Source organism: Streptococcus sp. k-90 (assembly GCF_013277565.1).
In the GTDB taxonomy this organism is placed as follows: Bacteria; Bacillota; Bacilli; order Lactobacillales; family Streptococcaceae; genus Streptococcus.
The window spans coordinates 33,801-55,138 of the sequence record NZ_VMNE01000019.1; the positions used below are offsets into that span (position 1 = coordinate 33,801).

A 21,338-nucleotide genomic window follows, 5' to 3' on the forward strand; every position below is an offset into this window, starting at 1 on the left:
CATAGACTACTCCTCTTCTCCCTTGACTTTCCAGTTTACTAATACCAATGCTAACACAACCATCGAACCCCCAAGAACCAAATTCAATGTAAACGGCTCATGTAAGCCTATAATAGAAAAGATAGTTGAAAATACTGGAACTAAAAACAAGAAACTGCTAGCTACTGTTGCTCCCCTTTGTCCTAGACTATAAAACCACAGTCCAAACGAACCAACAGACGCAGGAATAATTAACCATATAAACCAAACCCAGCCCCAAAATCCTAAATTTAGAAAGTTATAACTTTCATGCACAGGTATTGAGAATAAGTAAAGGAATACCCCACCTAATAACAATTGCCAAGCTGTAAATATCCATGGACCGTTATCAAAAGGAATTTTCTTGGTGACAACTGTATTGATTGACCAACAAAATGAACCAAGTAAAGCAAACAAAGCACCTAAACTAAACGCAGATACATCTAGTCCAATACAAGTAACAACTCCAGCCACACCTAATATTAAGGCACTTATCTTCTGAATAGTCAATGTATCTTTTAATAAAAAATGTGCTAAGAAAGCTAACCAAAGAGGATTCGTAAATAAGATAATGGAAGACATCGATGACGACACATCATGAGCTAGGGCAAGATTAAGAAATCCCATGGTTCCAGCTGTCTGTAAGAGCCCGATAGTCACAACCAATATAAACCCCTTTATCTTGCTACCTTGACTTTTAGGGATGATAGTCCCTCCCTTGCCAAATAAAAACGATAATACCAACATCACTAACCCAGCAATAATAAATCGAACACCCCCAAGTAATAATGGAGGAGTCTTTTCAACTACTATGAGATATTTCCCAGTTGGAAAAGACGACCCCATAAAAAGTGTGGTAAGTAATATAGAAATCAAAAAAATAAAATTTGAACCTCGTTTCATTTATTTCACCTTCTTTCAAAAGATATTGATGATATTTTTTGTCTTTTATTCTACTCTTTTAAAAATGAATGTCAAGAGATTTATCAAAAAATTCCAAGATTATTTTTTTAAACTCCTATGTATTGAGAAAAAAACAAAAAAAGGCTATACTGGTAATTGTGGATAATGATTATCTTTTTATATGGAGGTACAAACATGCGATTGTCATCAGGTTGGGAACAGTCAGTCTATGTCTTACTCATGTTAGATCAGCTCCCTGAAGGAAAATATATCAATACAATTTCCTTGAGTGAACGGCTAGAAGTTTCAGATTCTTATTTGAAAAAAATTATAAAACTATTAGACAACGAAGGATTGGTTAAATCCGTTAGAGGGAAAAATGGAGGCGTTGCTCTTTCTAAACCCCTCAGCCAAATCACCTTTTACGATGTATTTGTAGCTATAGAAGGAAAAAATCGAATCTTTGAAAGTCAAAATCTTCTAAAAAAATTCTTAGGCAACAAGGAAAGTAAAAAGGCTAAAAGATGCGTCGTAACCAGCTCTCTTGATATTATTGAAAACACTTTAGTTGCAACCCTGACTTCTATTACACTCAGTCAGGTAGCCCATCAATCTGAGATTAACTATGATTTAACCGATATCAGAAATTGGATCAATAAATGCGAAAACTAGCTGAAGAAAAAATTCTTCAACTAGTTTTTATAAATCCTTGACAAATAATTTTACAAGGACTATACTATATTTGAAGATATAATATATCTTCTATATCGTCAACAATGGTATTTCATTGCATGCTTTTGGATAGCTAAAGAAAGAAGGTTCTTATGAAAGTTATTTTAGCTACTGACCAAGATGGTTTCCAACTGAAAGAAACCGTCAAACACTATCTGCTTCATTCTGGTTATGAAGTAATTGACCTCAACTCTACACAAGGTTCTGCGGATTTCGTTGATTCTACTATCAATGCTATTACAGAGTTTAGAAAATATAAGCAAGCTCGTGCTATTCTTTTTGACAAGTTTGGACATTCTTTTATGCCTGCTAATAAGTTTAAAGGTATTATCTGCGCCGCTGTTTACGATGAACACTCTGCCATGATGACTATTCGACACAATTCTACTCCAATCATTACAATTGGTTCTGGAATTACAGGTGATATTTTAGCAGTTGAAATAGTCAAAGCCTTTCTTGAGCACAACTATGATTCTGGTCGTCACCAAGTTCGCATTGATATGCTGAACAAGCTCTGCTAGGAGGTATTCCCATGAAAATTGCTCTCGGTTGTGATCACATTGTAACAGATGTGAAGATGAAGATTTCAAAACACCTAAAAGAACAAGGCCATGAAATCATTGATGTTGGTACTTATGATTTCGTCCGTACTCACTATCCTATTTATGGTCGCTTAATTGCAGAGGAGGTCGTCAATGGACGGGCTGACTTTGGAGTTGCCCTTTGCGGTACAGGTGTTGGAATTGCTGTATCTGCTGATAAAGTTCCTGGAACTCGAGTTGTACTTGTCGGAGATGTTGCGACTGCTCGTTCCGCTCGTGAAAATCTCAATGCTAATATTGTTGCTTTCGGTGGTGCAATCCTAGGTATCAATTTCATTAACAACATCGTAGATGAATTTATCAATACCAAGTACAAACCAAATCCTGAAAAAGAGGAATTGATTGCGAAAATTGATAAACTATCTGAAGTGAGCCCAGATGTAGCTGCCAATGATCATATCTTCGATGAAGAGAATGCCAAGTGGGATCGTGGGGAATATCACGATTAACTTGTATTCCAACTTCTATATTTTTTCTAACCTTGAGAATAGCTAACTCAAGGTTATTTTGACATCAAAAAAAGTCTAGAGATATTTCTATCCCTAGACTGAAGTTTTTTTCGCAATTTGAGTGCTACACGCGTTCTTTCCATGAAGTCGCTGTTGTTTGAAGAACTTTGTTGAGTTCGTCAATGTTTTCAAATCCAGTTGTGCGAAGCCATTCACGAGCTGCTGCTTCACCATCTTTGATGTAAGCTTCAACTGATCCAGCCCATGTTGCACGGCCACAAAGAACTCCGTTAAAGTTTGCACCTGATTCATGAGCAAATACAAGAGTATCTTGGAAAAGTTTAGCTGATACACCAGCACTCAAGTAAATGTATGGCAAGTTAGTTGCTTCATCTTGAGCTTTGAAGAAGACTGCTGCTTCTTCACGTGTATAAACTACTTCACCTTCAGCGAAGCCTTCAACATATTTAATGTTAACAGGAACTTCTACTTTCAAGACATCAATGTTAAAGCGTGGGTCTGAGAAGACTTTCATAGCACCGATAACTTTGTGTGGTTTTACTTTCGCGTATTCTACAGAACCTGCATCAGCAATTTTTTCATCGTAAGCAAGGATTTCAAGGAAGAATGGAATATCTTCAGCCACACACTCAGAACCGATACGTTCGATGTAAGCTTGTTTTTCTTGGTTAAGTTCGTCTGAGCTATCTACATCATAGTAAAGCAAGAATTTAACCGCATCTGCACCTTCTTCTTTAATACGTTTTGCAGACCAAACATCCAAGCAGTCTGGTAAGCGTTTTGTGCTTGTTGTGTCGTAACCTGTTTTTTCATAAGCAAGGAGAAGACCAGCTTTTTCATCAAGAGCTTTAGTTGCTGGAAGTCCATACTCAGGGTCAAGAAGCATAGATGAAGCGTATTTAGTCAATTCATCTGCAACCAAGACTTTCAGTTCTTCCATTTGAGCCACAGTTGGTTCTTCTGTTTGGTGTTGAGCCATGAGGCGTTTCAAAGCACCACGTTGGTCAAAAGCAAGAGCTGAGATGATTCCATTTTCATCAGAAAGTTTTTCTAAGCGTGCACGTTTTTGTTCTGTTAAAGCCATTTTATACCTCTTTTACTATTAATTGATCATATAGAGCTTGATAGTTAGCCATGTTGACATGGCCAGTCATTTTTTCTTGAGCATTGAGCATACCAAGGACATTAGCCTTGATGAGTAGTTCCGCATCCGATTCTTTATGAAGTAGTCCTGAAGAAATTCCTGCCACAGTAGAATCTCCAGATCCGACAGGGTTGACTACCTGGATTCTAGGAATATCTACCTTGTAAAAAGTGTCCCCATGTTTGGCAAAGGCACCATTAGCACCAAGTGAAACGATAATCCATTCAATACCTGCAAACAAAGGTTCTTGAAGTACTTCTTTTAATTCATCCAAATCCTCAGAAACTTCTCTTCCAAGAAGCTGAGATAATTCCTCATTATTTGGTTTGATAACTGTTGGTTTATGTGGTGATTCAAGAACCGTCTGAAGTGCTGCACCAGAGCAGTCTAAGACTACAGGCTTGCCAGCTTGATTAGCAAGTTCTACCAAGCTCGCATAGTAATCAACTGGAAGACCAGCTGGCAGACTACCTGAGATAGCTACTACTTCAACGGACTCTAGGAGATTTTTGAAATGTTCCAAAAAGTCTTGACCTTCCTGTTCCAATACTTCAGGACCTTTTTCAAGAACTTCTGTTTGGTTGTCTCCGTGAAGAATAGCGATACAGTTACGAGTTTCTCCCTGAATAGAAAAGAAATCTTTCTTAACATTATCATCAATATTTTCAACTAAAAACTCACCAAGTTTGCCACCAACTAAACCAGTAGCAAGAACTGAATCGCCAAATTCTGAAAGTACTCTAGTAACGTTTAGTCCTTTACCACCAGCAGTTTTGGTTACATCCACCACACGATTGACAGTATCAATCTTCAACTCATCCAAAGGATAGGAAATATCAATGGATGGGTTCATTGTGACTGTTAAAATCATAGGTCACCTCTTAGTCGTGGTATTCTCCGCGATCCCATTTTTCAAGGAATTCAGTGAAGAAGTTTGCGTCTGTTTGTTGAGCATTGTGACTTTCAAGGTGTTCAATTTTCGCAATCAATTTCTTGTTTTCTTCAGATGGTTTGTATTCAGCATGGATGAAAGCTTCGATGATATCACACATAAGCAATTCACCAGTAATCTTACCACCAAAACCGATAACGTTAGCGTTCAATTCTTCTTTAGCATAAAGGGCTGTTGTCATATCACGAACCAAGGCAGAACGAACACCTGGGACTTTATTTACAGCGTTGTTGATACCAACACCAGTACCACAGATACATACTCCAAGATCAGCTTGACCACTAGTTACAGCTTCCCCTACTTTTTTACCAAAGATTGGGTAGTGAGTACGTGTATGGTCATATGTACCAAAGTCAATAACTTCATATCCTTTTGATTTCAAAAATTCTGAAACCGCCATTTTTTCATCTGTTACGATGTGGTCACATCCAATTGCAATTCTCATTAGTTATTCCCTCCGATTAATTATATAAATCTAATATCATTTATCCCTACTCAAAAAAAATCAAGATTAGCTTAGGAAGCGAGCTGCAAGCATAACTGAGGTTAGCTAAAGTGAGCTGACAACAGATTATCTTGATTTTTGAAGAGTATTAGCACATTTTGTTCAACATATCGACCCTAATTTGGTGACGTCCACCATCGTATTTACCATTAACAAATCCTTTAGCAATGTTTTTAGCCAATTCATCACCAACAAGTTGTGCCCCCATAGTGATCATACGTGAGTTGTTGTGTCCACGAGTCATATAAGCTGAACGTTCGTCAGATACTTCTGCAGCAACCATTCCTTTGATTTTAGTTGCAACCATGAATGGACCAGCACCATAAGCATCAATCACGATACCAAGGTTTTGTTCTTCTTTGTTTACTTCTGCAGCAACAGCAAGAGTCACATCAACAAAGTCTTGACCTTCAGCTGTAACATCCACAACGTGGAAATTTTCTTTTTCCAAGAAGTCTTTCACAACTTCTTTCAATCTCAAACCTGCAGCATCTGCACCGATAACAATAGACATATTGTATACTCCTTTTTATTTTTCTAGGCTAGTAAAACCTTTTATAGTTAGCAGTTTACCTACAAAAGCTTTCTAGCAGTTTATTGACAAATTGGATTGAATGAGATGAATGACACCTTATTCAAGTTTAGGAAATCAGTTTCCTAGCAAATAATCCTTCTCCACGAAAGAGAATATAACAAGTGATTATTTGTTTGTTACAAACATCATTTGTTGTTTACAAACATAATATACTCCTATTTCCGGAAAAAGTCAACAGTTAATGTTTGTTTTTATGTTTTTTAACTAAAAAATTTCGATGTCAAAACCAATTTGATCCACTTGACCAGGTTCTAGGAGACGAACATTCTTCTTATCTTCTAGACGATCTCCTTCTTCAAGAGATGTTGACAAGCCAGACCATGGTTCAAAAGCAATAAAAGGACCTTTATTCAAAGTTGACCAGATGATGAGGTTTGGAAACTCTGCAAAGTGCACTTTTAATCCCTTATCATGTTTACGAGAACGAAGGGCAATTGTTCTAGATTGCAATTCATCTAAGGTGACTGCATCTGTGCTGAAAAGATCATAACTAAGATCTAATTCCTTTTGCCCCTCTAGCCATGGACTTCTATCTTGGAAATCCAACATACCTGTTTCTGGGAAAGGATGTGGAACAGAGCAAGTCTCTTCTTTCTCAAACTCTAAATAGTAATCTTCATAGACCTCATCATCCAGTAGAGGACAATTAAATCCTGGATGTCCACCAATAAAGTAAGGCATGACCTTGCTAGTTTCTTTATTAAAAATCTTGTATTGAGTCCGTACTGTTTTACCAGTAAGACTATAAGTAATTTCTAGGCGAAAATGATAAGGATAGTTTTGATAGCTATTCTCATCGTCTTCAATTGCAAAAGTTACACTCTTGTCTGTCTGTTCAACTAATTCAAATTCTTTCTTACGAACCAAACCATGACGAGGAATGTTTCCTTTGCTTTCTTGCCCCTTCTCATCTATATAGAGGGCTGTATCCTCTCTCAAAGAACCACAAATGGGAAAGAGAACAGGAGCTTGTCCACTCCAATAAGTGGCATCCCCTTGCCACAAATACTCAAGTCCCTCAGCATCTTTTATAGAAGAAAGAGCCCCACCAAAACTGTTAAATTGTACTCTTAATTGTTCTGATTTTAATTCAATTACCATTATTTTCTCCGATTTCTTGATAGTTTATAAAAAACTAGGCTGTCACTCCTATCAGGAAAATAACAACCTAGCTTTAACAATTTACATTTTATAGGAGCGTATTATTTTGCTTTCGCTGCGTACTCTTCGTTACGTTTAATCATTTGTTTTCTGTACCAAGCAAAGATACCGATATAGAATACAAGGAAGACTACAGCACCAAGGATTGCTTTGATATCACCTGTTGTAGTGTTACCAATTGTCCAACCAAGAAGTTTTTCGATTGGTCCTTCAAGAGTTGAGTGAGTAATCAATTGAGTTTGGCTCACACCTTCTGGGAAGGCACCTACACCTTTAGCAAGTTCTGTTGCAAATGGTGCAATAAGTGTACCTGAAAGAAGGAAGAGTGGCAACAAGAGTGTTCCGAAGATAATCATACGGAGCAATTTACCACGTGTTACAACCAAGAGAGCTGGAGTAACACCCATAGCGATGATACCTGCAAGTGGCAAGATACCATTTCCGACTTTTGAAAGAAGCACAGCTTCAATCAACATGATTGGTGCAAGTACGTTGGCACAAGCCCAGATTTCAGCACGACCAGCGATGAATGGCCAGTCAAGACCGATATTAAACTTACGTCCTTCCAAACGTTTAGTAGCAACGTTGGTAATACCTTGTGAAAGTGGTTCTACGGCCGCAATGAACCATGAACCGATTAGTGAGAAGAGTTCCAAAGCTACACCGGCTGTCAAACCAAGAGACAACCAACCTTTGATAACTTCTTGCCAGTTTGCAGCATCTTTAAGTCCTTCAACAGGATGCGGAGTCCCCATCAAACCGATAACGATACCAAGGATGAAACCGATGAAGAATTTAGATCCCCAGAAACCGATTTTCTTGTTCAATTTAGCAGCATCAAAGTCATATTTATCAAGACCTGGGAAGAATTTTTCAAAAATCTTATCCAAAACCATGATAACTGGGTTCATCATGTAGTTCATGTGAGTTGAAGTCATTGGTGATGAGCTTGGTGCGTTAAGAAGGTCGTCGAATGTAGGTTTCATCAAGTCAGAGTTGATAATTTTAAGAACCCCAACAAGAACAACTGCTGCAGTCGCAATGAAGAGTGAAACTCCTTGGCTAACGCCATTGTTGTCTGCATACCATTTAATCAAAAGACCTGTGATAGACAAGTGCCAGATATCGAAGATATCAACATCAAGTGTATCAGTTTTCTTCATAGCAAGCATCACTACGTTAACAATCAACATGATGAGCAAGAAGTAAAGTGTCCAAGCAGATCCCCAAGTGATTGTGGCAAGTGGCGCCCAACCAACGTCGGTGATGTTCAATTGAATACCAGTGTTTTCAACGAATTTTGCAAGTGATGCTGAGAAAGCACCGTTCAACATTCCGATGATAGCCCCGATACCAGTAAGAGCGATGGCAAGTTTGATACCACCTTCAAGCGCTTTGGAGAATTTCACTCCAAAAAGTAGAGCCAATACTGTCAAAATGATCAGCATGATGATTGGTCCACCCATGTCCAAGATGGGTTTGAACAGCTTATTAGCTAGTTCGATAATGACATCCATAATAGTTCCTCCCTTTTTATGTTATATGAATGTTAACAAATTATTAATTAGCTTAACCCGTGTTCTTTAATGGCTGCTTCAATATTGTCAAATACTGGAGCACTCATAGCTGGGATACGGAATAAGATTGGTCCAGCTTCGATAACTGGAATACCTGGATCAAAACCAAGATCTGTAGCAGCAATTGGTGTGAAGATGTCATAACCTTTGATAAGGTCTTCATTAACGTCTTTGACCATTACTGCATCACAGTGAACATCAAAACCGCGGTTTGAAAGTTCTTCTTCAAGAGCACTTTTAATTTGGTGGCTTGAGTTAACACCTGCACCGCAGGCAGCAAGAATTTTAATCATATGGATTTCCTCCGATTTAATATTTTTAATAGACAAGATTAAGCTGTTGCTTCAGCTATATAAGCATAGAGAGCTTCAGGTTCTGAAATTTTTGATAGGTCTTCAAGATGACCATTTCCAGTAAAGAAGTCCATCAACTGAGCAAGAATGTTCGTTTGACTTGAACTTGAGTTATTAATGATAAAGAAGAGTAAGGATACTTCTACTTCCTTATCTGGCGCAATCATATTGTGGAAAGTCACTGGTTTTTCTAATCGAACCACCACAACTTTTTCAGCTAGATTATGAACAATATCTGTATGAGGAATAGCCACATTCGGCAAATCTTTACCCAAAAATTCCATATCTAAACCAGTTGGAAATGACTTTTCACGCGTGATCAAGGCTTCACGATAGGTTGGAGTTACGATTTCTCGTTCTTCCAATAAAGTTGCAACCTGATCAAAGAGTTGTTCTTGATTATCCGCTTCTAAGCAAAACACAAGGTTTTTGTCAAAGAAATGATCTAATCCCATAAGGTTTTCCCTTCTTTCCATTAACTTTATGCTATAAGTATAACACTATATGAAACCGTTGTCAATATTTTTCTGTTCTTTTTTGTCTCTTTTTTTATATTTTTGTTGTTTTTATAGTTTGTTATGTAAAAACAAACAATTAAACAAACATCCAAAACATTTCTTATGTTCCAGAATAGAAAAAAAGCAGACCATTTTAGTCTGCTTTACTATTGATTCTTATATAAATTTCCTGTAAACAAGGAAAAATAATTATGACAACTTATTCTTCATCCATACTCAAGACGCTGAGGAAGGCTTCTTGTGGGACTTCTACTGATCCTATAGCTTTCATACGTTTCTTACCAGCTTTTTGTTTTTCTAGAAGTTTACGCTTACGAGAAACGTCACCACCGTAACACTTAGCAAGTACGTTCTTACGAAGGGCCTTGATATCTGTACGAGCCACAATCTTGTGTCCAATAGCTGCTTGGATTGGCACCTCAAATTGTTGACGAGGGATGATTTTCTTGAGCTTATCAACGATGAGTTTCCCACGTTCATAGGCAAAGTCCTTGTGAACGATAAAGCTGAGGGCATCCACCTTGTCTCCGTTGAGAAGGATATCCATTTTCACCAGCTTAGATGGGCGGTACTCTGACAATTCATAGTCAAAGCTTGCATAACCACGAGTTGAAGACTTGAGCTTATCAAAGAAATCAAAGACGATTTCAGCCAGTGGAATTTGATAGATAACATTAACACGATTGTCATCGATATAGTCCATCGTCACAAAGTCCCCACGCTTGCGCTGAGCTAGCTCCATCACTGCTCCGACGAACTCCTGTGGTACCATGATTTGCGCTTTAACATAAGGCTCTTCAATGGTCGCAATCTTAGTTGGGTCTGGGAACTCAGACGGGTTAGACACATCCATAGACTCACCGTCGGTCAAATTAACCTTATAGATAACGGATGGAGCTGTCATAATGAGGTCGATGTTGAACTCGCGTTCCAAACGTTCTTGGATAACATCCATATGAAGAAGCCCAAGGAAACCACAACGGAAACCAAATCCAAGGGCCTGAGATGTTTCTGGTTCAAACTGAAGACTAGCATCATTCAGTTGCAATTTTTCAAGCGCTTCACGTAGGTCATTGTACTTGTTTGACTCGATTGGATAGAGACCCGCAAAGACCATAGGATTCATCTGCTTGTAACCATGTAATGGCTCTGTCGCAGGATTGGTTGCCAAGGTAACGGTATCACCCACACGAGTGTCCTGAACCGTCTTGATAGAAGCCGCAATATAACCAACGTCCCCAGTCGCAAGGAAATCACGACCAACTGCTTTCGGTGTAAAAATACCAACTTCGGTCACATCAAAGGTCTTACCATTACTCATAAGTTGAATCTTATCGCCAGGTTTAACCACTCCATCCATGACACGCACTTGGAGAATAACCCCACGGTAAGCATCGTAAACAGAGTCGAAAATCAAGGCCTTAAGTGGTGCCGTCACATCACCCGTTGGTGCTGGTACTTTTTCTACGATTTGCTCGAGGATTTCTTCAATACCTATACCAGCCTTGGCAGAAGCCAATACTGCTTCACTGGCATCCAAACCAATGACATCTTCAATCTCTGTACGCACACGCTCTGGATCCGCTGCTGGCAGGTCAATTTTGTTAATAACTGGCATGATTTCCAAATCATTGTCCAAGGCCAGATAAACATTGGCAAGGGTTTGAGCCTCAATTCCTTGGGCAGCATCGACCACCAAAATCGCTCCCTCACAGGCAGCTAGCGAACGTGAAACTTCATAGGTAAAGTCCACGTGCCCCGGCGTATCAATCAAGTGGAAAATATAAGTTTCCCCATCTTTTGCCGTGTAATTCAACTCGATGGCATTCAACTTAATGGTAATTCCACGTTCCCGTTCTAGATCCATACTATCCAAAAGCTGGGCCTGCATTTCACGGCTTGAAACCGTCTCTGTTTTTTCCAAAATGCGGTCTGCTAAAGTTGATTTACCGTGGTCAATATGGGCGATAATAGAGAAGTTACGGATCTTCTCCTGTCGTTTTTTCAATTCTTCTAAGTTCATGATTCTCTTCCTTTCAGGGTATCTATTTATTATAAATTGTTTTTGATATTTTGACAAGACCATACCCTGCCAGGAGTACTAATCTTCAGCAACAAAGCCGTCATTTTCGATAAAGTGGTGTTCTGTCATTCCTTGGTCTGTAAAGACAATCCCATGAAGGACACCACCATAAACAGCTCCTCCATCCATTCCAATCTTACCGTCTTCTGTCACCCAAAGCTCAGCTGTACCGCGTTCTTGCTGTAACAAGCCATAAACTGGTGTGTGACCAAAGACAATGGTTTTCCCAGTATGATTTTCGGCTTCGTGGAATGGTTTTCTAAGCCAGACTTTTTTATAATCTGTGGTTTCATGCCAGTCGTCTAAGGTCAAATCAATACCTGCGTGAACAAAGATATACTTGTCTGTCTCTACCACAAAAGGCATTTGACGAATAAATTCGACCAAATCTGCTGCTTCAGCGGCAACACGCTTGGCATCTTCTACTCCATCAACTGGGGCATCCAAGGGACGACCTAGGATAGAGTTAATAGTTGTATCTCCACCATTACGACGATAGTGGTCATAACTTTCTTCTGGGTCATCGAGCCAAGTCAGAAACATATACTCGTGGTTTCCAGATAAACAGATAGCCCCTTGATTGTCCACTAAGTCCTTGACCATTTCTAGAACACGGCGACTATCCTCACCACGGTCAATCAAATCCCCTAGAAAGAGCAACTGGGTCTGACCATCCCAGGTTTTGAGAAGGTCTTCCAGCATCCCAGCTTTTCCGTGAACATCTCCAATTACATAATAGTCTGTCATCTTATTTCTCCCTATTTCTCAACAATTCTCTGGCTTGCGTTAGGGCTGCTTCTGTCACATCGTCACCTGCCAACATCTTGGCAACTTCTTCCACGCGCTCTTCAACCGTCAAGAGACGAACAGTCGAAACCGTTGAATGGTCATTACTAATCTTCTCAATAAAGAATTGATAATCCGCAATCGCAATCACTTGTGGCAAATGGGAAATAGCCAGAACCTGACCATGCTGGCCAATCTTGTGAATCTTCTGTGCAATAGCCTGAGCTACACGGCCTGAAACTCCTGTATCCACCTCATCAAAGACTATGCTGGTCTTGCCTTCTTTACGAGAAAAGGCAGACTTGATGGCTAGCATGAGACGAGATAATTCCCCACCAGATGCAACCTTGACCAAGGGTTTAAAATCTTCACCAGGGTTGGTTGAAATGTAAAATTCGACCGTTTCATTTCCCTCACGACTGAATTTGCCCTTGTTAAAACGAACCTGAAACTGGGCTTTTTCCATATAGAGGTCCTGCAGTTCTTGTTTAATCTCAGCTTCAAGCTGCTGAGCCAAGTCATGACGAGCAGATGCAAGCTGGCCTGCCAAATCAACAAGATTGACTTCCAATTTCTTGAGCTCTGCTTCCATGTCCTCAGAAGAAAGATTATTGCCTGTCAAGAGATTGTACTCTTCTGTAATCTTAGCAAAGTAAAGCAAGACATCGTCTACAGTCCTACCATACTTGCGGGTAATAGTATGAAGGAGGTCCAAACGATTCTCAACCTGCATGAGACGATTGCCGTCAAAATCAAGGTCCTCAATAATAGCTTCCAGACGTTTGCTAATGTCTTCTAAGACATAGTAGGTCTCAGACAGAGAGCTCGAAATTTCACGGTATTCAGGATCGTACTCTTCGACACTTTCCATGTCATTCATGGCTGAACGAACATTGGCCAGACTTGAAAAATCTTCATTGTCCAACATGCTGTAGGCATTGGTCAGTGTATCCGCAATATTTTTATGGTTGAGCAGTTTATCACGCTCTTGATTAAGAGCCAAATCTTCTCCAGCCTGCAAGTTTGCTGCCTCAATCTCTGCCATTTGAAATTCCAACATTTCAATACGAGCCTTGTGTTCCTGTTGGTTTTTCTTGACTTCCAGAACCTGCTTGCGCATTTTTCGATAAGCATCAAAACTCGTTTTATAGGTTTCTTTCAAGTCCCAAAAAGCTACGTCACCGAATTCATCCAACATTTGAATATGAAGTTGAGGGCGCATTAACTCTTCTTGGTCATGCTGACCATGAATATCTACCAGATGTTGCCCAATAGCTCGCAAAACAGACAGATTGACCATCTGGCCATTGACACGACTGATACTCCGACCATTTTGCAAGATTTCCCGACGGATGATAATTTCATCACCCATTTCCAAACCTTGCTCATCAAAAATTTCCTGTAAAAGGCGACTATTCTCAACTGAGAAAAGTCCCTCAATCTCTGCCTTTGGCGCACCATGACGAATAACATCTATCGTCGCACGAGCTCCCAACATCATATTCATGGCATCAATGATAATCGACTTCCCTGCACCCGTTTCACCAGTCAGGACAGTCATCCCTTTTTCAAAATTGAGGGAAATAGCCTCAATAATGGCAAAGTTTTTTATCGAAATTTCAAGTAACATATAGACCTACCAATTTTTTACTTGTTCAAAGATTTCCTCAGCTAGACTTTCACTTCTGGCAATGACTAAAATCGAGCTATCATCAGCCAAACAGCTAAAAATCTTGTCAGAAAAAGTCTCGATTAACTGAGCTTTTACAAAAGCTGTATTTCCTGGAATAACTTGGAGATTGATCATCTTATCCATCAATTCTGCCGATTCGATATTGTCTTCAGCCAGTTGCAAACTTTTTACGATTGATTTTGGCAATTCGTAGACATAGGTGTTGTCTCTCAAAGGAATTTTGACAATACCTAGTTCTTTGATATCTCGTGATACCGTCGCCTGAGTGGCAGTGATACCTGCCTCTTTCAAATGTTCTACAATTTCTTCTTGTGTACCGATTTGATAATCTGTCACAAATCGTCTAATTTTTTCAAGTCTCTCTTTTTTATTCATTTTTAAATTGACTATGCGCCCTCTCTACTACTTCTTCAATATCAGCAAGAACCTGATTGCTTGCTGACTCTTCTTTTTTCAAATACGCTAAAAATTCAATATTTCCATGTCCACCTTGGATGGGAGAAAAGTCCAATCCAAGGACTGAAAAGCCTTCCTCTACTGCCATGGTTGTGACAGATTCAAGGACATGTTGATGGACCTTGGCATCGCGAATGATTCCATTTTTCCCAATCTGCTCACGTCCTGCCTCAAACTGAGGCTTAATTAGAGACACAACCTGACCTTGATCAGCTAACACACGGTGCAAGGCTGGCAGAATCAGACTGAGGGAAATGAAACTCACATCAATGCTGGCAAAGCTCGGTTCCTGCTCGAAATCAGTCTTTTCAGCATAGCGGAAATTAAACTGCTCCATGCTGACAACACGTGGGTCTTGGCGTAATTTCCAAGCCAATTGATTGGTACCAACATCAACTGCAAAGACTAACTCAGCACCATTCTGTAGCATAACATCGGTAAAACCTCCAGTAGAAGCACCGATATCAATTGTTGTTGCTCCTTCAACTAACAAATCAAAGACCTGCAAGGCTTTTTCCAATTTCAAGCCACCACGGCTGACATACTTGAGTTTTTCACCCTTGAGTTTTAGCTCGGTGTCGTCTGGGATTTTCTCTCCTGGTTTGTCAAAACGTTCTCCATTCAGGACTGCTACGACTAGACCAGCCATAACACTGCGCTTGGCCTGTTCTCGCGTTTCAAACAAACCCTGTTTATAAGCTAGTACATCCACTCTTTCCTTAGCCATTGATTCTCAAACTTTCTACTACTCTTACAATCGATTCTATCTCAAAGGGAACTTGCTGGGCAATTTCTTCTAATTTGGCATTAGCTTGATCCAGAGTTTGGTTACAAAAGGTAATGGCTTCTTCCAAGCCCAACAAGGCTGGATAGGTTGACTTTTCAGCCTGCAAATCCTTTTGTGGAGTCTTGCCGATTTCCTCAAAACTAGCTGTCACATCAAGCACATCGTCTCGAACTTGAAAAGCAAGTCCTATTAATTCGCCAACAGTTTTGAGTTTTGCCTGTATTTCAGGTGACAATTCAGCAATGATGGCAGCTGCTTGGAAGGGATAAGCTAGTAATTTTCCAGTCTTATTCGCATGAATGGTCTGAAGTTCTTCCAAAGATAAATGCTGGTGTTCACCCTCCATGTCCAAAACCTGCCCTGCTACCATGCCCAGACTTCCTGAAGCAAGCGATAGGTTGGCAATTAAGTCTACCTTAATCTGACTTGGCAAATCTGCCTGCGCTATCAAGGCATAGGGATCCAGGAACAAGGCATCTCCTGCCAAAATTGCCATTGCTTCGCCAAATTTCTTATGATTGGTCAAACGCCCTCGACGATAATCGTCATCATCCATGGCAGGAAGATCATCATGAATCAAGCTCCCTGTATGAATCATTTCCAAGGCAGCTGCCACCTGTGCGTGAGCAGGTTTTATAGCGACCTGCAAGGCTTCCAATACTTCCAACAAGAGAAAAGGGCGAATACGCTTGCCACCAGCATGAATGGAATAGAGAACCGATTCTCTCAAACTAGAAGCAAACTGCTGGTCTCCATAAAAATCTTCCAAGGCCGACTCGACAAGAGCTAATTTTTCTTGCTTTTTCATTCAAAATCACTTTCTGTTCCGTCTTCTTGCATGACCTTGACCAAAGTCTTTTCAGCCTTGTCCAGCGTCGCTTGGAGCTCTTTTGACAAGACCATGCCTTTTTGAAAGGCAGCAATCGCATCTTCTAGAGCAATTTCACCATTTTCCAAACTTTGGACAATGGTCTCCAGTTCTGCTAGATTTTCCTCAAATTTCTTTTGTTTCGACATCTTTAACCTCTAATTCTACTTGACCATCTCGCATCAAAAGCGTTACTTGGTCTTTTTTCTTCAAACTCTCAACCGAATCGACAACGGACTCTTCTTTTTTGACAATAGCATAGCCACGCGCCACGATTCGACTGGTATCCAGCATCAGCAGGGCTTCTGAAAGTCGCTTGACCTCAGAAACCTTGGCATCATAAACCAGCGCCATTTGGCTACGTAAGAGCTTGTCCAACTGACCTAGGCGGTCTTGATAACGCTGGATTTTGGTAACAGGTGATAATTGGACCAGTTGATGCGTCCTTGATTGAACTATTTGCTTGTTATCAGAAATCTGTGTTCGCAAACTTTGTTTTAATCGCAGTTGCAGTTGGTCCAAGCGTTGCAAATAGCCATCATACAAGCGCTCTGGCTGTCTAAAGATAACAGACTGACTGCATTTTTTCAAAGCTTCTTGTTTCTTAGATAGGACATTTCGGACTGCTGTTGCCATCCGTTTTTCTTGATTCTGCAAATGAGTTAATAGATCCAACTTGGTCACAGGTGTTGCCAGTTCAGCAGCTGCTGTTGGTGTCGCAGCCCGTCTATCTGCCACAAAATCTGCCAAGGTCACATCCGTCTCATGCCCCACACTAGAGATAACTGGCAAACGAGATTCAAAAATAGCTCGTACCACAATTTCTTCGTTAAAAGCCCAGAGATCTTCTATGGAACCACCTCCACGACCAATAAGCAACAAATCCAAATCGTCTCGTTGATTAGCACGCGCAATATTTCGAGCAATTTCCTCCGCAGAACCTTCACCTTGAACCTTGGTCGGATAGAGAAGGATATCAACACCTGTAAAGCGTCTGCTGACGGTCGTGATAATGTCTCGAATAACGGCTCCACTGCGACTGGTTACTACACCAATTCTCTTAGAAAATTGGGGCAGAGGTTGCTTGAAACGTTCTTGAAACAGGCCTTCTTCTGTCAATTTTTTCTTGAGTTGCTCAAACTGAATCGCAAGCGCACCAACCCCATCAGGCTCTGCCTTTTCAATGATGATGGAGTAGCTACCACTTGGTTCATAGACCTGCACACGCCCAATCACATTGATTTTCATTCCTTCTTCTAGGTCAAAACCTAATTTCTGATAAATCCCATACCAAATAGTCGCTTGAATGACTGCATGGTCATCCTTTAGGGAGAAATATTGGTGAGTAGGTCGTTTACGAAAGTTGGAAACTTGACCAGTTAAATAGACCCGTTCCAAGTATGGGTCTTTATCGAATTTCATTTTCAGATACTTGGTCAAAGTTGTTACCGATAAATACTTTTCCATCTCCACCTACTATTCATTTTCTTGCTTTTCCATGGGTATTATTATACCAAAAATATGCCTAAAAATCTCCATTTATGTACCATTATGAGGGAAAAATAGAAAAAGGAGGCAAGGCCTCCACATCTGTTTATTTGCTGTTTCGAGCTTCTTCCAAAATCTTTGCAATCTTGGTTGTCAACAGGTCGATAGCCACTGTATTGCTAACCCCTTCAGGAATGACGATATCAGCATAACGCTTAGTCGGCTCGATAAACTGATGGTACATAGGTTTGACCACACCTAAATACTGGTCAATAACGCTATCAAGGCTACGGCCACGTTCTTCCATATCACGCTTGATACGACGAATAATGCGCACATCATCATCTGTATCCACAAAAATCTTGATATCCATCAAATCACGCAGACGCTTGTCCTCCAGGACCAAAATCCCTTCAACGATAAAGACATCTTGAGGCTCCTGACGATAGGTCTTGTTGCTTCGTGTATGCTCTGTATAGTCATAAGTCGGAATGTCCACCGGACGCCCTGCCAACAACTCCTTAATCTGTTCGATCATCAAGTCTGTATCAAAGGCAAAAGGATGGTCATAGTTGGTTTTGACACGCTCTTCAAAGGTCAAGTGAGACTGATCCTTGTAATATGAATCATGCTCAATCATGGAAATCTTTTCATCAGGGAAATGCGATAAAATGGCTCTTGAAACACTGGTCTTACCTCCACCAGAACCACCTGTCACTCCGATAATGATTGGTCTATTTTGCATGCTATCCTCCGTTTTTTTATCCGTCGTCTATTCTATCACATTTTTTACAAAATTTATAGTCTGGTTTGGATAGTTTAGGAGAAACAATTCCAATTTCTACACTTCAATTATACTAGCTAAAAACCTTCCTTGGCTTGTAAAGATCCCCCCGTTTTTCAAGAATGGCTAGTAATTTGTCATCTTCAAAGGCAGCCAATTCTTGTTCTGTTTGTTCGAGTTCGATAAAACGACCAAAGCGTACTTCTGTAGCCTCTTCTTGAGTTAGGAAAACTTTGATAAGGTCGCCTGTCCCAATCTCTAGAGGATAGAGAAAGTCCAGTTGACCAGCCTCTACTTTTTCAGCAATTTCTTCCAAGGTCAAAGCAACATCTAACTGTAACCCTGCAGCACTAGTCCGTGTCAACTGAGACATATGAGCCGCATAACCCAGCTTCTCTCCCAAGTCAACCGATAAGGTACGGATATAAGTCCCTTTACTGCATTTTACACGAAAAGTAAAGCGTGCAAGATGACCCTCATAAGAAATCGGACTTGTCCGATCAAATTGGTAGATGGTTACCTGACGTTCTGGTCGCTCTACTTCCTGACCTGCACGTGCATACTCATAGAGCTTACGACCATTGACCTTGACTGCCGAATACATAGGCGGAATCTGAATAATAGGTCCTGTCAGTCTGGCGATTGCTTCATCAACAAGCTTTTCATCCAAGTGCGATAAAACAGGTGTCTCTGCGACCACTTCCCCGCTAGCATCCTCAGTCGTCGTGGAATAGCCCAGAGTGATTTCACCCTCATAGACCTTGCCCTCATCCTGCATAAACTCGACCATGCGTGTCGCCTTGCCAACCGCAATGGGCAGAACTCCCACTACATCCGGATCCAAGGTCCCACCATGACCAATCTTCTTGGTTCCCAAAATCTTACGCAGTTTAAAAACCGCATCATGCGATGTCATCCCCGCTTCTTTTCTTAAGTTGATAATACCGTTCATTTTTGCTTTCTAATTTCATTCATGAAATATCTTCTTCAAGAATCGTAATGTAATTATCTTTTGTAACAAAAGATAGTGTGGCTAATCTTATTGCTTGGTTCATAATTATCCTGTCAAATACATTTCTTACAAATCTCCCATTTGCATTTTTATTTTCAGGATTGCTACTATGTAATTCTAAATATTTTTTTAATTTTTCTTTTGCAGAATCATGCAAAATGTACTCTTCATTTTTGCAATATGAAAGAAAAATATCAAACATTTGGTCCACAGTATAATCTTCAAACGTAATAAAATAATTAAATCTTGATTTTAACCCAGGATTAGATTCAAAAAATTTTTTCATCAATTCATCATATCCAGCAACAATAACAACCAAATCATCACGATAGTCTTCTAATGCTTTTGTTAACTCAGTTAAACACTCTCGACCATAACTATCACTTTTATCGTTTTCAGTAATACTATATGCTTCATCAATAAACAATACACCGCCTTTGGCTTTTTGTATCAATCTCTTCACTTTCGAAGCCGTCTGTCCTTGATATTCTGCTATTAAGTCTGTTCTAGTTGCTTCAATAAAATGACCTTTACTTAGTATTCCTAATGAACGATACATATTCCCAACGATTCTAGCCACAGTAGTTTTACCGGTACCTGGATTACCTAAAAACGCCATGTGCATAGTTCTATTTGTTTTTTTAAGACCGATTTTTTCTCTACTTTGTTGAACTTTATTAAACGCTACTAAATCTTTAATTTCTTTCTTAACATTTTCTAAACCTATTAGTGACTTTAAATCATTTGCTAGTTCTTCAAATGATTTATGATTTGTTTCTTTCAAAATCAAATAATTTGTATCAATAACTCTAGCGCCAAGATATTTATACAATAATTCCAATATGCTAGTTTGCTTGTCTTTGATTTTTGAGAGTGTCTCTTTACTTGTCAAGTTTCCTAATCGTTTTATAAATTCTAACTCAGCATTTTTAAGATTATCAACTATATCTTGAAGAATTATTTCTAATTCATAAGCATTATTTGTTAAATCATCCAGTTTTTTCACTTCCGATTTTAACAATTTTAAATAAGTTTCACTAATCATCTACATTCCTTTAAACAATAGAAATAATACTATTATAACAACAGCGACTCCAAGAGTATAGAATCCTTTTCTAAGAAAACTAATCTCTTGTTGTTTTTCCTCTAGTTCAGTTTGAAATTTCTCGACAATTAAAGTAAGATTTTTACCTTCCTCTATTAATCGAACATTCATCTTATCTACATCGTTTTTAAGATTATTTTGTGTTTCTTCAACTTGTAAATGCAAATCGTTAAAACTATTTTCTATTTTCACTAATGATTTTAGCTTCGCTTTTAAACTATCAATTTCAATTTGAACTTCACTTTGCTTCTCTTCAAGTTGTTCTAACTCTTCTAGCTTTTTATGATGTTTCTTCAATACATCAATTAAATCTTTATTCTGTTTAAAAACATCATCTAATAGTTTGTTATTACCTATTTGATATTCTTCTATTTCGTGCAATCCCTGTATAGCTTTATTATTGGCCTCTTTGGCTGCAATCAAAGATTTTGAAATACTTTGAATATACTCATCATCCAATATTTGGAAAGTTTCGTAAATAGTATTAAATTCTTGAATAATCTTTTTTATGTGAATATTTTGTTCAATCATTCTATTTTGAACAGCATCAGTAAGAGCGTTTAAATCTTTACCCTTAACATCATATTCCATTCCAATAAAGCCTAACATAGGATCATCTGTTGGAACTGTTGGTAAATCTGACTGTTCAGGGATTTCTTCACTAAAGGCTTTTAACTCTTGTTTTTTTTCATTAAATCTTTCAGAATTTGCTAAAACTTGAATCTCTAAATCTTCTGACATAACAT

At 39.3% G+C, this 21,338-nt stretch carries 24 protein-coding genes; 3 read left to right on the forward strand and 21 right to left on the reverse strand.

What is annotated here, in order from left to right:
- Nucleotides 1-6: 6 nt before the first annotated feature.
- Nucleotides 7-921, reverse strand: coding sequence for a DMT family transporter (locus HT734_RS06325; RefSeq protein ID WP_050215894.1), 915 nt, complete (start codon nucleotides 919-921; stop codon nucleotides 7-9).
- A gap of 195 nt (nucleotides 922-1,116) precedes the next feature.
- Here HT734_RS06325 and HT734_RS06330 point away from each other — a divergent pair, with 195 nt between their 5' ends.
- The 3 genes from HT734_RS06330 (at nucleotide 1,117) to lacB (HT734_RS06340) (ending at nucleotide 2,704) form a co-directional block, all read left to right on the forward strand.
- Nucleotides 1,117-1,593 (forward strand): Rrf2 family transcriptional regulator, encoded by a 477-nt coding sequence (locus tag HT734_RS06330; RefSeq protein ID WP_050215895.1) that lies wholly within the window; start codon nucleotides 1,117-1,119, stop codon nucleotides 1,591-1,593.
- 152 nt (nucleotides 1,594-1,745) lie between these two features.
- The gene (lacA, locus tag HT734_RS06335) at nucleotides 1,746-2,174 is read left to right on the forward strand and encodes a galactose-6-phosphate isomerase subunit LacA (protein ID WP_061759066.1); all 429 of its coding nucleotides are present in this window, start codon (nucleotides 1,746-1,748) and stop codon (nucleotides 2,172-2,174) included.
- Nucleotides 2,175-2,185: 11 nt separating this feature from the next.
- Complete coding sequence (gene lacB, locus HT734_RS06340; protein ID WP_061759065.1) at nucleotides 2,186-2,704, forward strand: galactose-6-phosphate isomerase subunit LacB; 519 nt, start codon at nucleotides 2,186-2,188, stop codon at nucleotides 2,702-2,704.
- Nucleotides 2,705-2,828: 124 nt separating this feature from the next.
- On the opposite strand, the gene lacD is transcribed toward lacB (HT734_RS06340), so the two are convergent.
- The 20 genes from lacD to HT734_RS06440 form a co-directional block, all read right to left on the reverse strand.
- The gene (gene lacD / locus HT734_RS06345; RefSeq protein ID WP_173277743.1) at nucleotides 2,829-3,809 is read right to left on the reverse strand and encodes a tagatose-bisphosphate aldolase; all 981 of its coding nucleotides are present in this window, start codon (nucleotides 3,807-3,809) and stop codon (nucleotides 2,829-2,831) included.
- Between the two features lies 1 nt (nucleotide 3,810).
- The gene (locus HT734_RS06350) at nucleotides 3,811-4,740 is read right to left on the reverse strand and encodes a tagatose-6-phosphate kinase (RefSeq protein ID WP_173277741.1); all 930 of its coding nucleotides are present in this window, start codon (nucleotides 4,738-4,740) and stop codon (nucleotides 3,811-3,813) included.
- Between the two features lie 10 nt (nucleotides 4,741-4,750).
- Nucleotides 4,751-5,266: a galactose-6-phosphate isomerase subunit LacB gene (gene lacB / locus HT734_RS06355; protein WP_173277739.1), complete on the reverse strand. Its 516-nt coding sequence runs from the start codon at nucleotides 5,264-5,266 to the stop codon at nucleotides 4,751-4,753.
- A 148-nt stretch (nucleotides 5,267-5,414) separates the two neighbouring features.
- Nucleotides 5,415-5,840 (reverse strand): galactose-6-phosphate isomerase subunit LacA, encoded by a 426-nt coding sequence (gene lacA / locus HT734_RS06360; RefSeq protein WP_000029277.1) that lies wholly within the window; start codon nucleotides 5,838-5,840, stop codon nucleotides 5,415-5,417.
- A gap of 285 nt (nucleotides 5,841-6,125) precedes the next feature.
- Complete coding sequence (locus tag HT734_RS06365; RefSeq protein WP_173277738.1) at nucleotides 6,126-7,022, reverse strand: aldose 1-epimerase family protein; 897 nt, start codon at nucleotides 7,020-7,022, stop codon at nucleotides 6,126-6,128.
- Nucleotides 7,023-7,123: 101 nt separating this feature from the next.
- Entirely contained in the window at nucleotides 7,124-8,599 is a 1,476-nt protein-coding gene (locus HT734_RS06370) for a PTS galactitol transporter subunit IIC (RefSeq protein WP_000382514.1), read from the reverse strand.
- A gap of 47 nt (nucleotides 8,600-8,646) precedes the next feature.
- Nucleotides 8,647-8,952, reverse strand: coding sequence for a PTS sugar transporter subunit IIB (locus HT734_RS06375; protein ID WP_000590547.1), 306 nt, complete (start codon nucleotides 8,950-8,952; stop codon nucleotides 8,647-8,649).
- A gap of 38 nt (nucleotides 8,953-8,990) precedes the next feature.
- Entirely contained in the window at nucleotides 8,991-9,467 is a 477-nt protein-coding gene (locus HT734_RS06380; protein WP_000521980.1) for a PTS sugar transporter subunit IIA, read from the reverse strand.
- 262 nt (nucleotides 9,468-9,729) lie between these two features.
- Entirely contained in the window at nucleotides 9,730-11,553 is a 1,824-nt protein-coding gene (gene lepA / locus HT734_RS06385; protein WP_001047210.1) for a translation elongation factor 4, read from the reverse strand.
- Between the two features lie 78 nt (nucleotides 11,554-11,631).
- Entirely contained in the window at nucleotides 11,632-12,360 is a 729-nt protein-coding gene (locus tag HT734_RS06390) for a metallophosphoesterase family protein (protein WP_173277736.1), read from the reverse strand.
- Between the two features lies 1 nt (nucleotide 12,361).
- The gene (gene recN, locus HT734_RS06395; protein WP_125450988.1) at nucleotides 12,362-14,029 is read right to left on the reverse strand and encodes a DNA repair protein RecN; all 1,668 of its coding nucleotides are present in this window, start codon (nucleotides 14,027-14,029) and stop codon (nucleotides 12,362-12,364) included.
- Between the two features lie 6 nt (nucleotides 14,030-14,035).
- Nucleotides 14,036-14,467: an arginine repressor gene (locus tag HT734_RS06400; protein WP_078352218.1), complete on the reverse strand. Its 432-nt coding sequence runs from the start codon at nucleotides 14,465-14,467 to the stop codon at nucleotides 14,036-14,038.
- Nucleotides 14,460-15,275 (reverse strand): TlyA family RNA methyltransferase, encoded by an 816-nt coding sequence (locus tag HT734_RS06405; RefSeq protein WP_173277734.1) that lies wholly within the window; start codon nucleotides 15,273-15,275, stop codon nucleotides 14,460-14,462. The genes HT734_RS06400 and HT734_RS06405 overlap by 8 nt, the downstream gene beginning before the upstream one ends.
- The gene (locus HT734_RS06410; protein ID WP_173277732.1) at nucleotides 15,268-16,143 is read right to left on the reverse strand and encodes a polyprenyl synthetase family protein; all 876 of its coding nucleotides are present in this window, start codon (nucleotides 16,141-16,143) and stop codon (nucleotides 15,268-15,270) included. The genes HT734_RS06405 and HT734_RS06410 overlap by 8 nt, the downstream gene beginning before the upstream one ends.
- Complete coding sequence (locus HT734_RS06415; protein ID WP_000043226.1) at nucleotides 16,140-16,352, reverse strand: exodeoxyribonuclease VII small subunit; 213 nt, start codon at nucleotides 16,350-16,352, stop codon at nucleotides 16,140-16,142. The genes HT734_RS06410 and HT734_RS06415 overlap by 4 nt, the downstream gene beginning before the upstream one ends.
- On the reverse strand, nucleotides 16,330-17,670 hold the full coding sequence (gene xseA / locus HT734_RS06420; protein ID WP_173277729.1) for an exodeoxyribonuclease VII large subunit: 1,341 nt from the start codon (nucleotides 17,668-17,670) through the stop codon (nucleotides 16,330-16,332). The genes HT734_RS06415 and xseA overlap by 23 nt, the downstream gene beginning before the upstream one ends.
- A 127-nt stretch (nucleotides 17,671-17,797) precedes the next feature.
- Nucleotides 17,798-18,436 carry a uridine kinase gene (udk, locus tag HT734_RS06425; protein ID WP_102210182.1) on the reverse strand — a complete coding sequence of 213 codons (639 nt, stop codon included), beginning with the start codon at nucleotides 18,434-18,436 and terminating at the stop codon, nucleotides 17,798-17,800.
- 112 nt (nucleotides 18,437-18,548) lie between these two features.
- Entirely contained in the window at nucleotides 18,549-19,427 is an 879-nt protein-coding gene (gene truB, locus HT734_RS06430; RefSeq protein WP_125450992.1) for a tRNA pseudouridine(55) synthase TruB, read from the reverse strand.
- 19 nt (nucleotides 19,428-19,446) lie between these two features.
- Nucleotides 19,447-20,532 (reverse strand): AAA family ATPase, encoded by a 1,086-nt coding sequence (locus HT734_RS06435; RefSeq protein WP_125450993.1) that lies wholly within the window; start codon nucleotides 20,530-20,532, stop codon nucleotides 19,447-19,449.
- Complete coding sequence (locus tag HT734_RS06440) at nucleotides 20,533-21,333, reverse strand: hypothetical protein (protein ID WP_125450994.1); 801 nt, start codon at nucleotides 21,331-21,333, stop codon at nucleotides 20,533-20,535.
- Nucleotides 21,334-21,338: the final 5 nt, after the last annotated feature.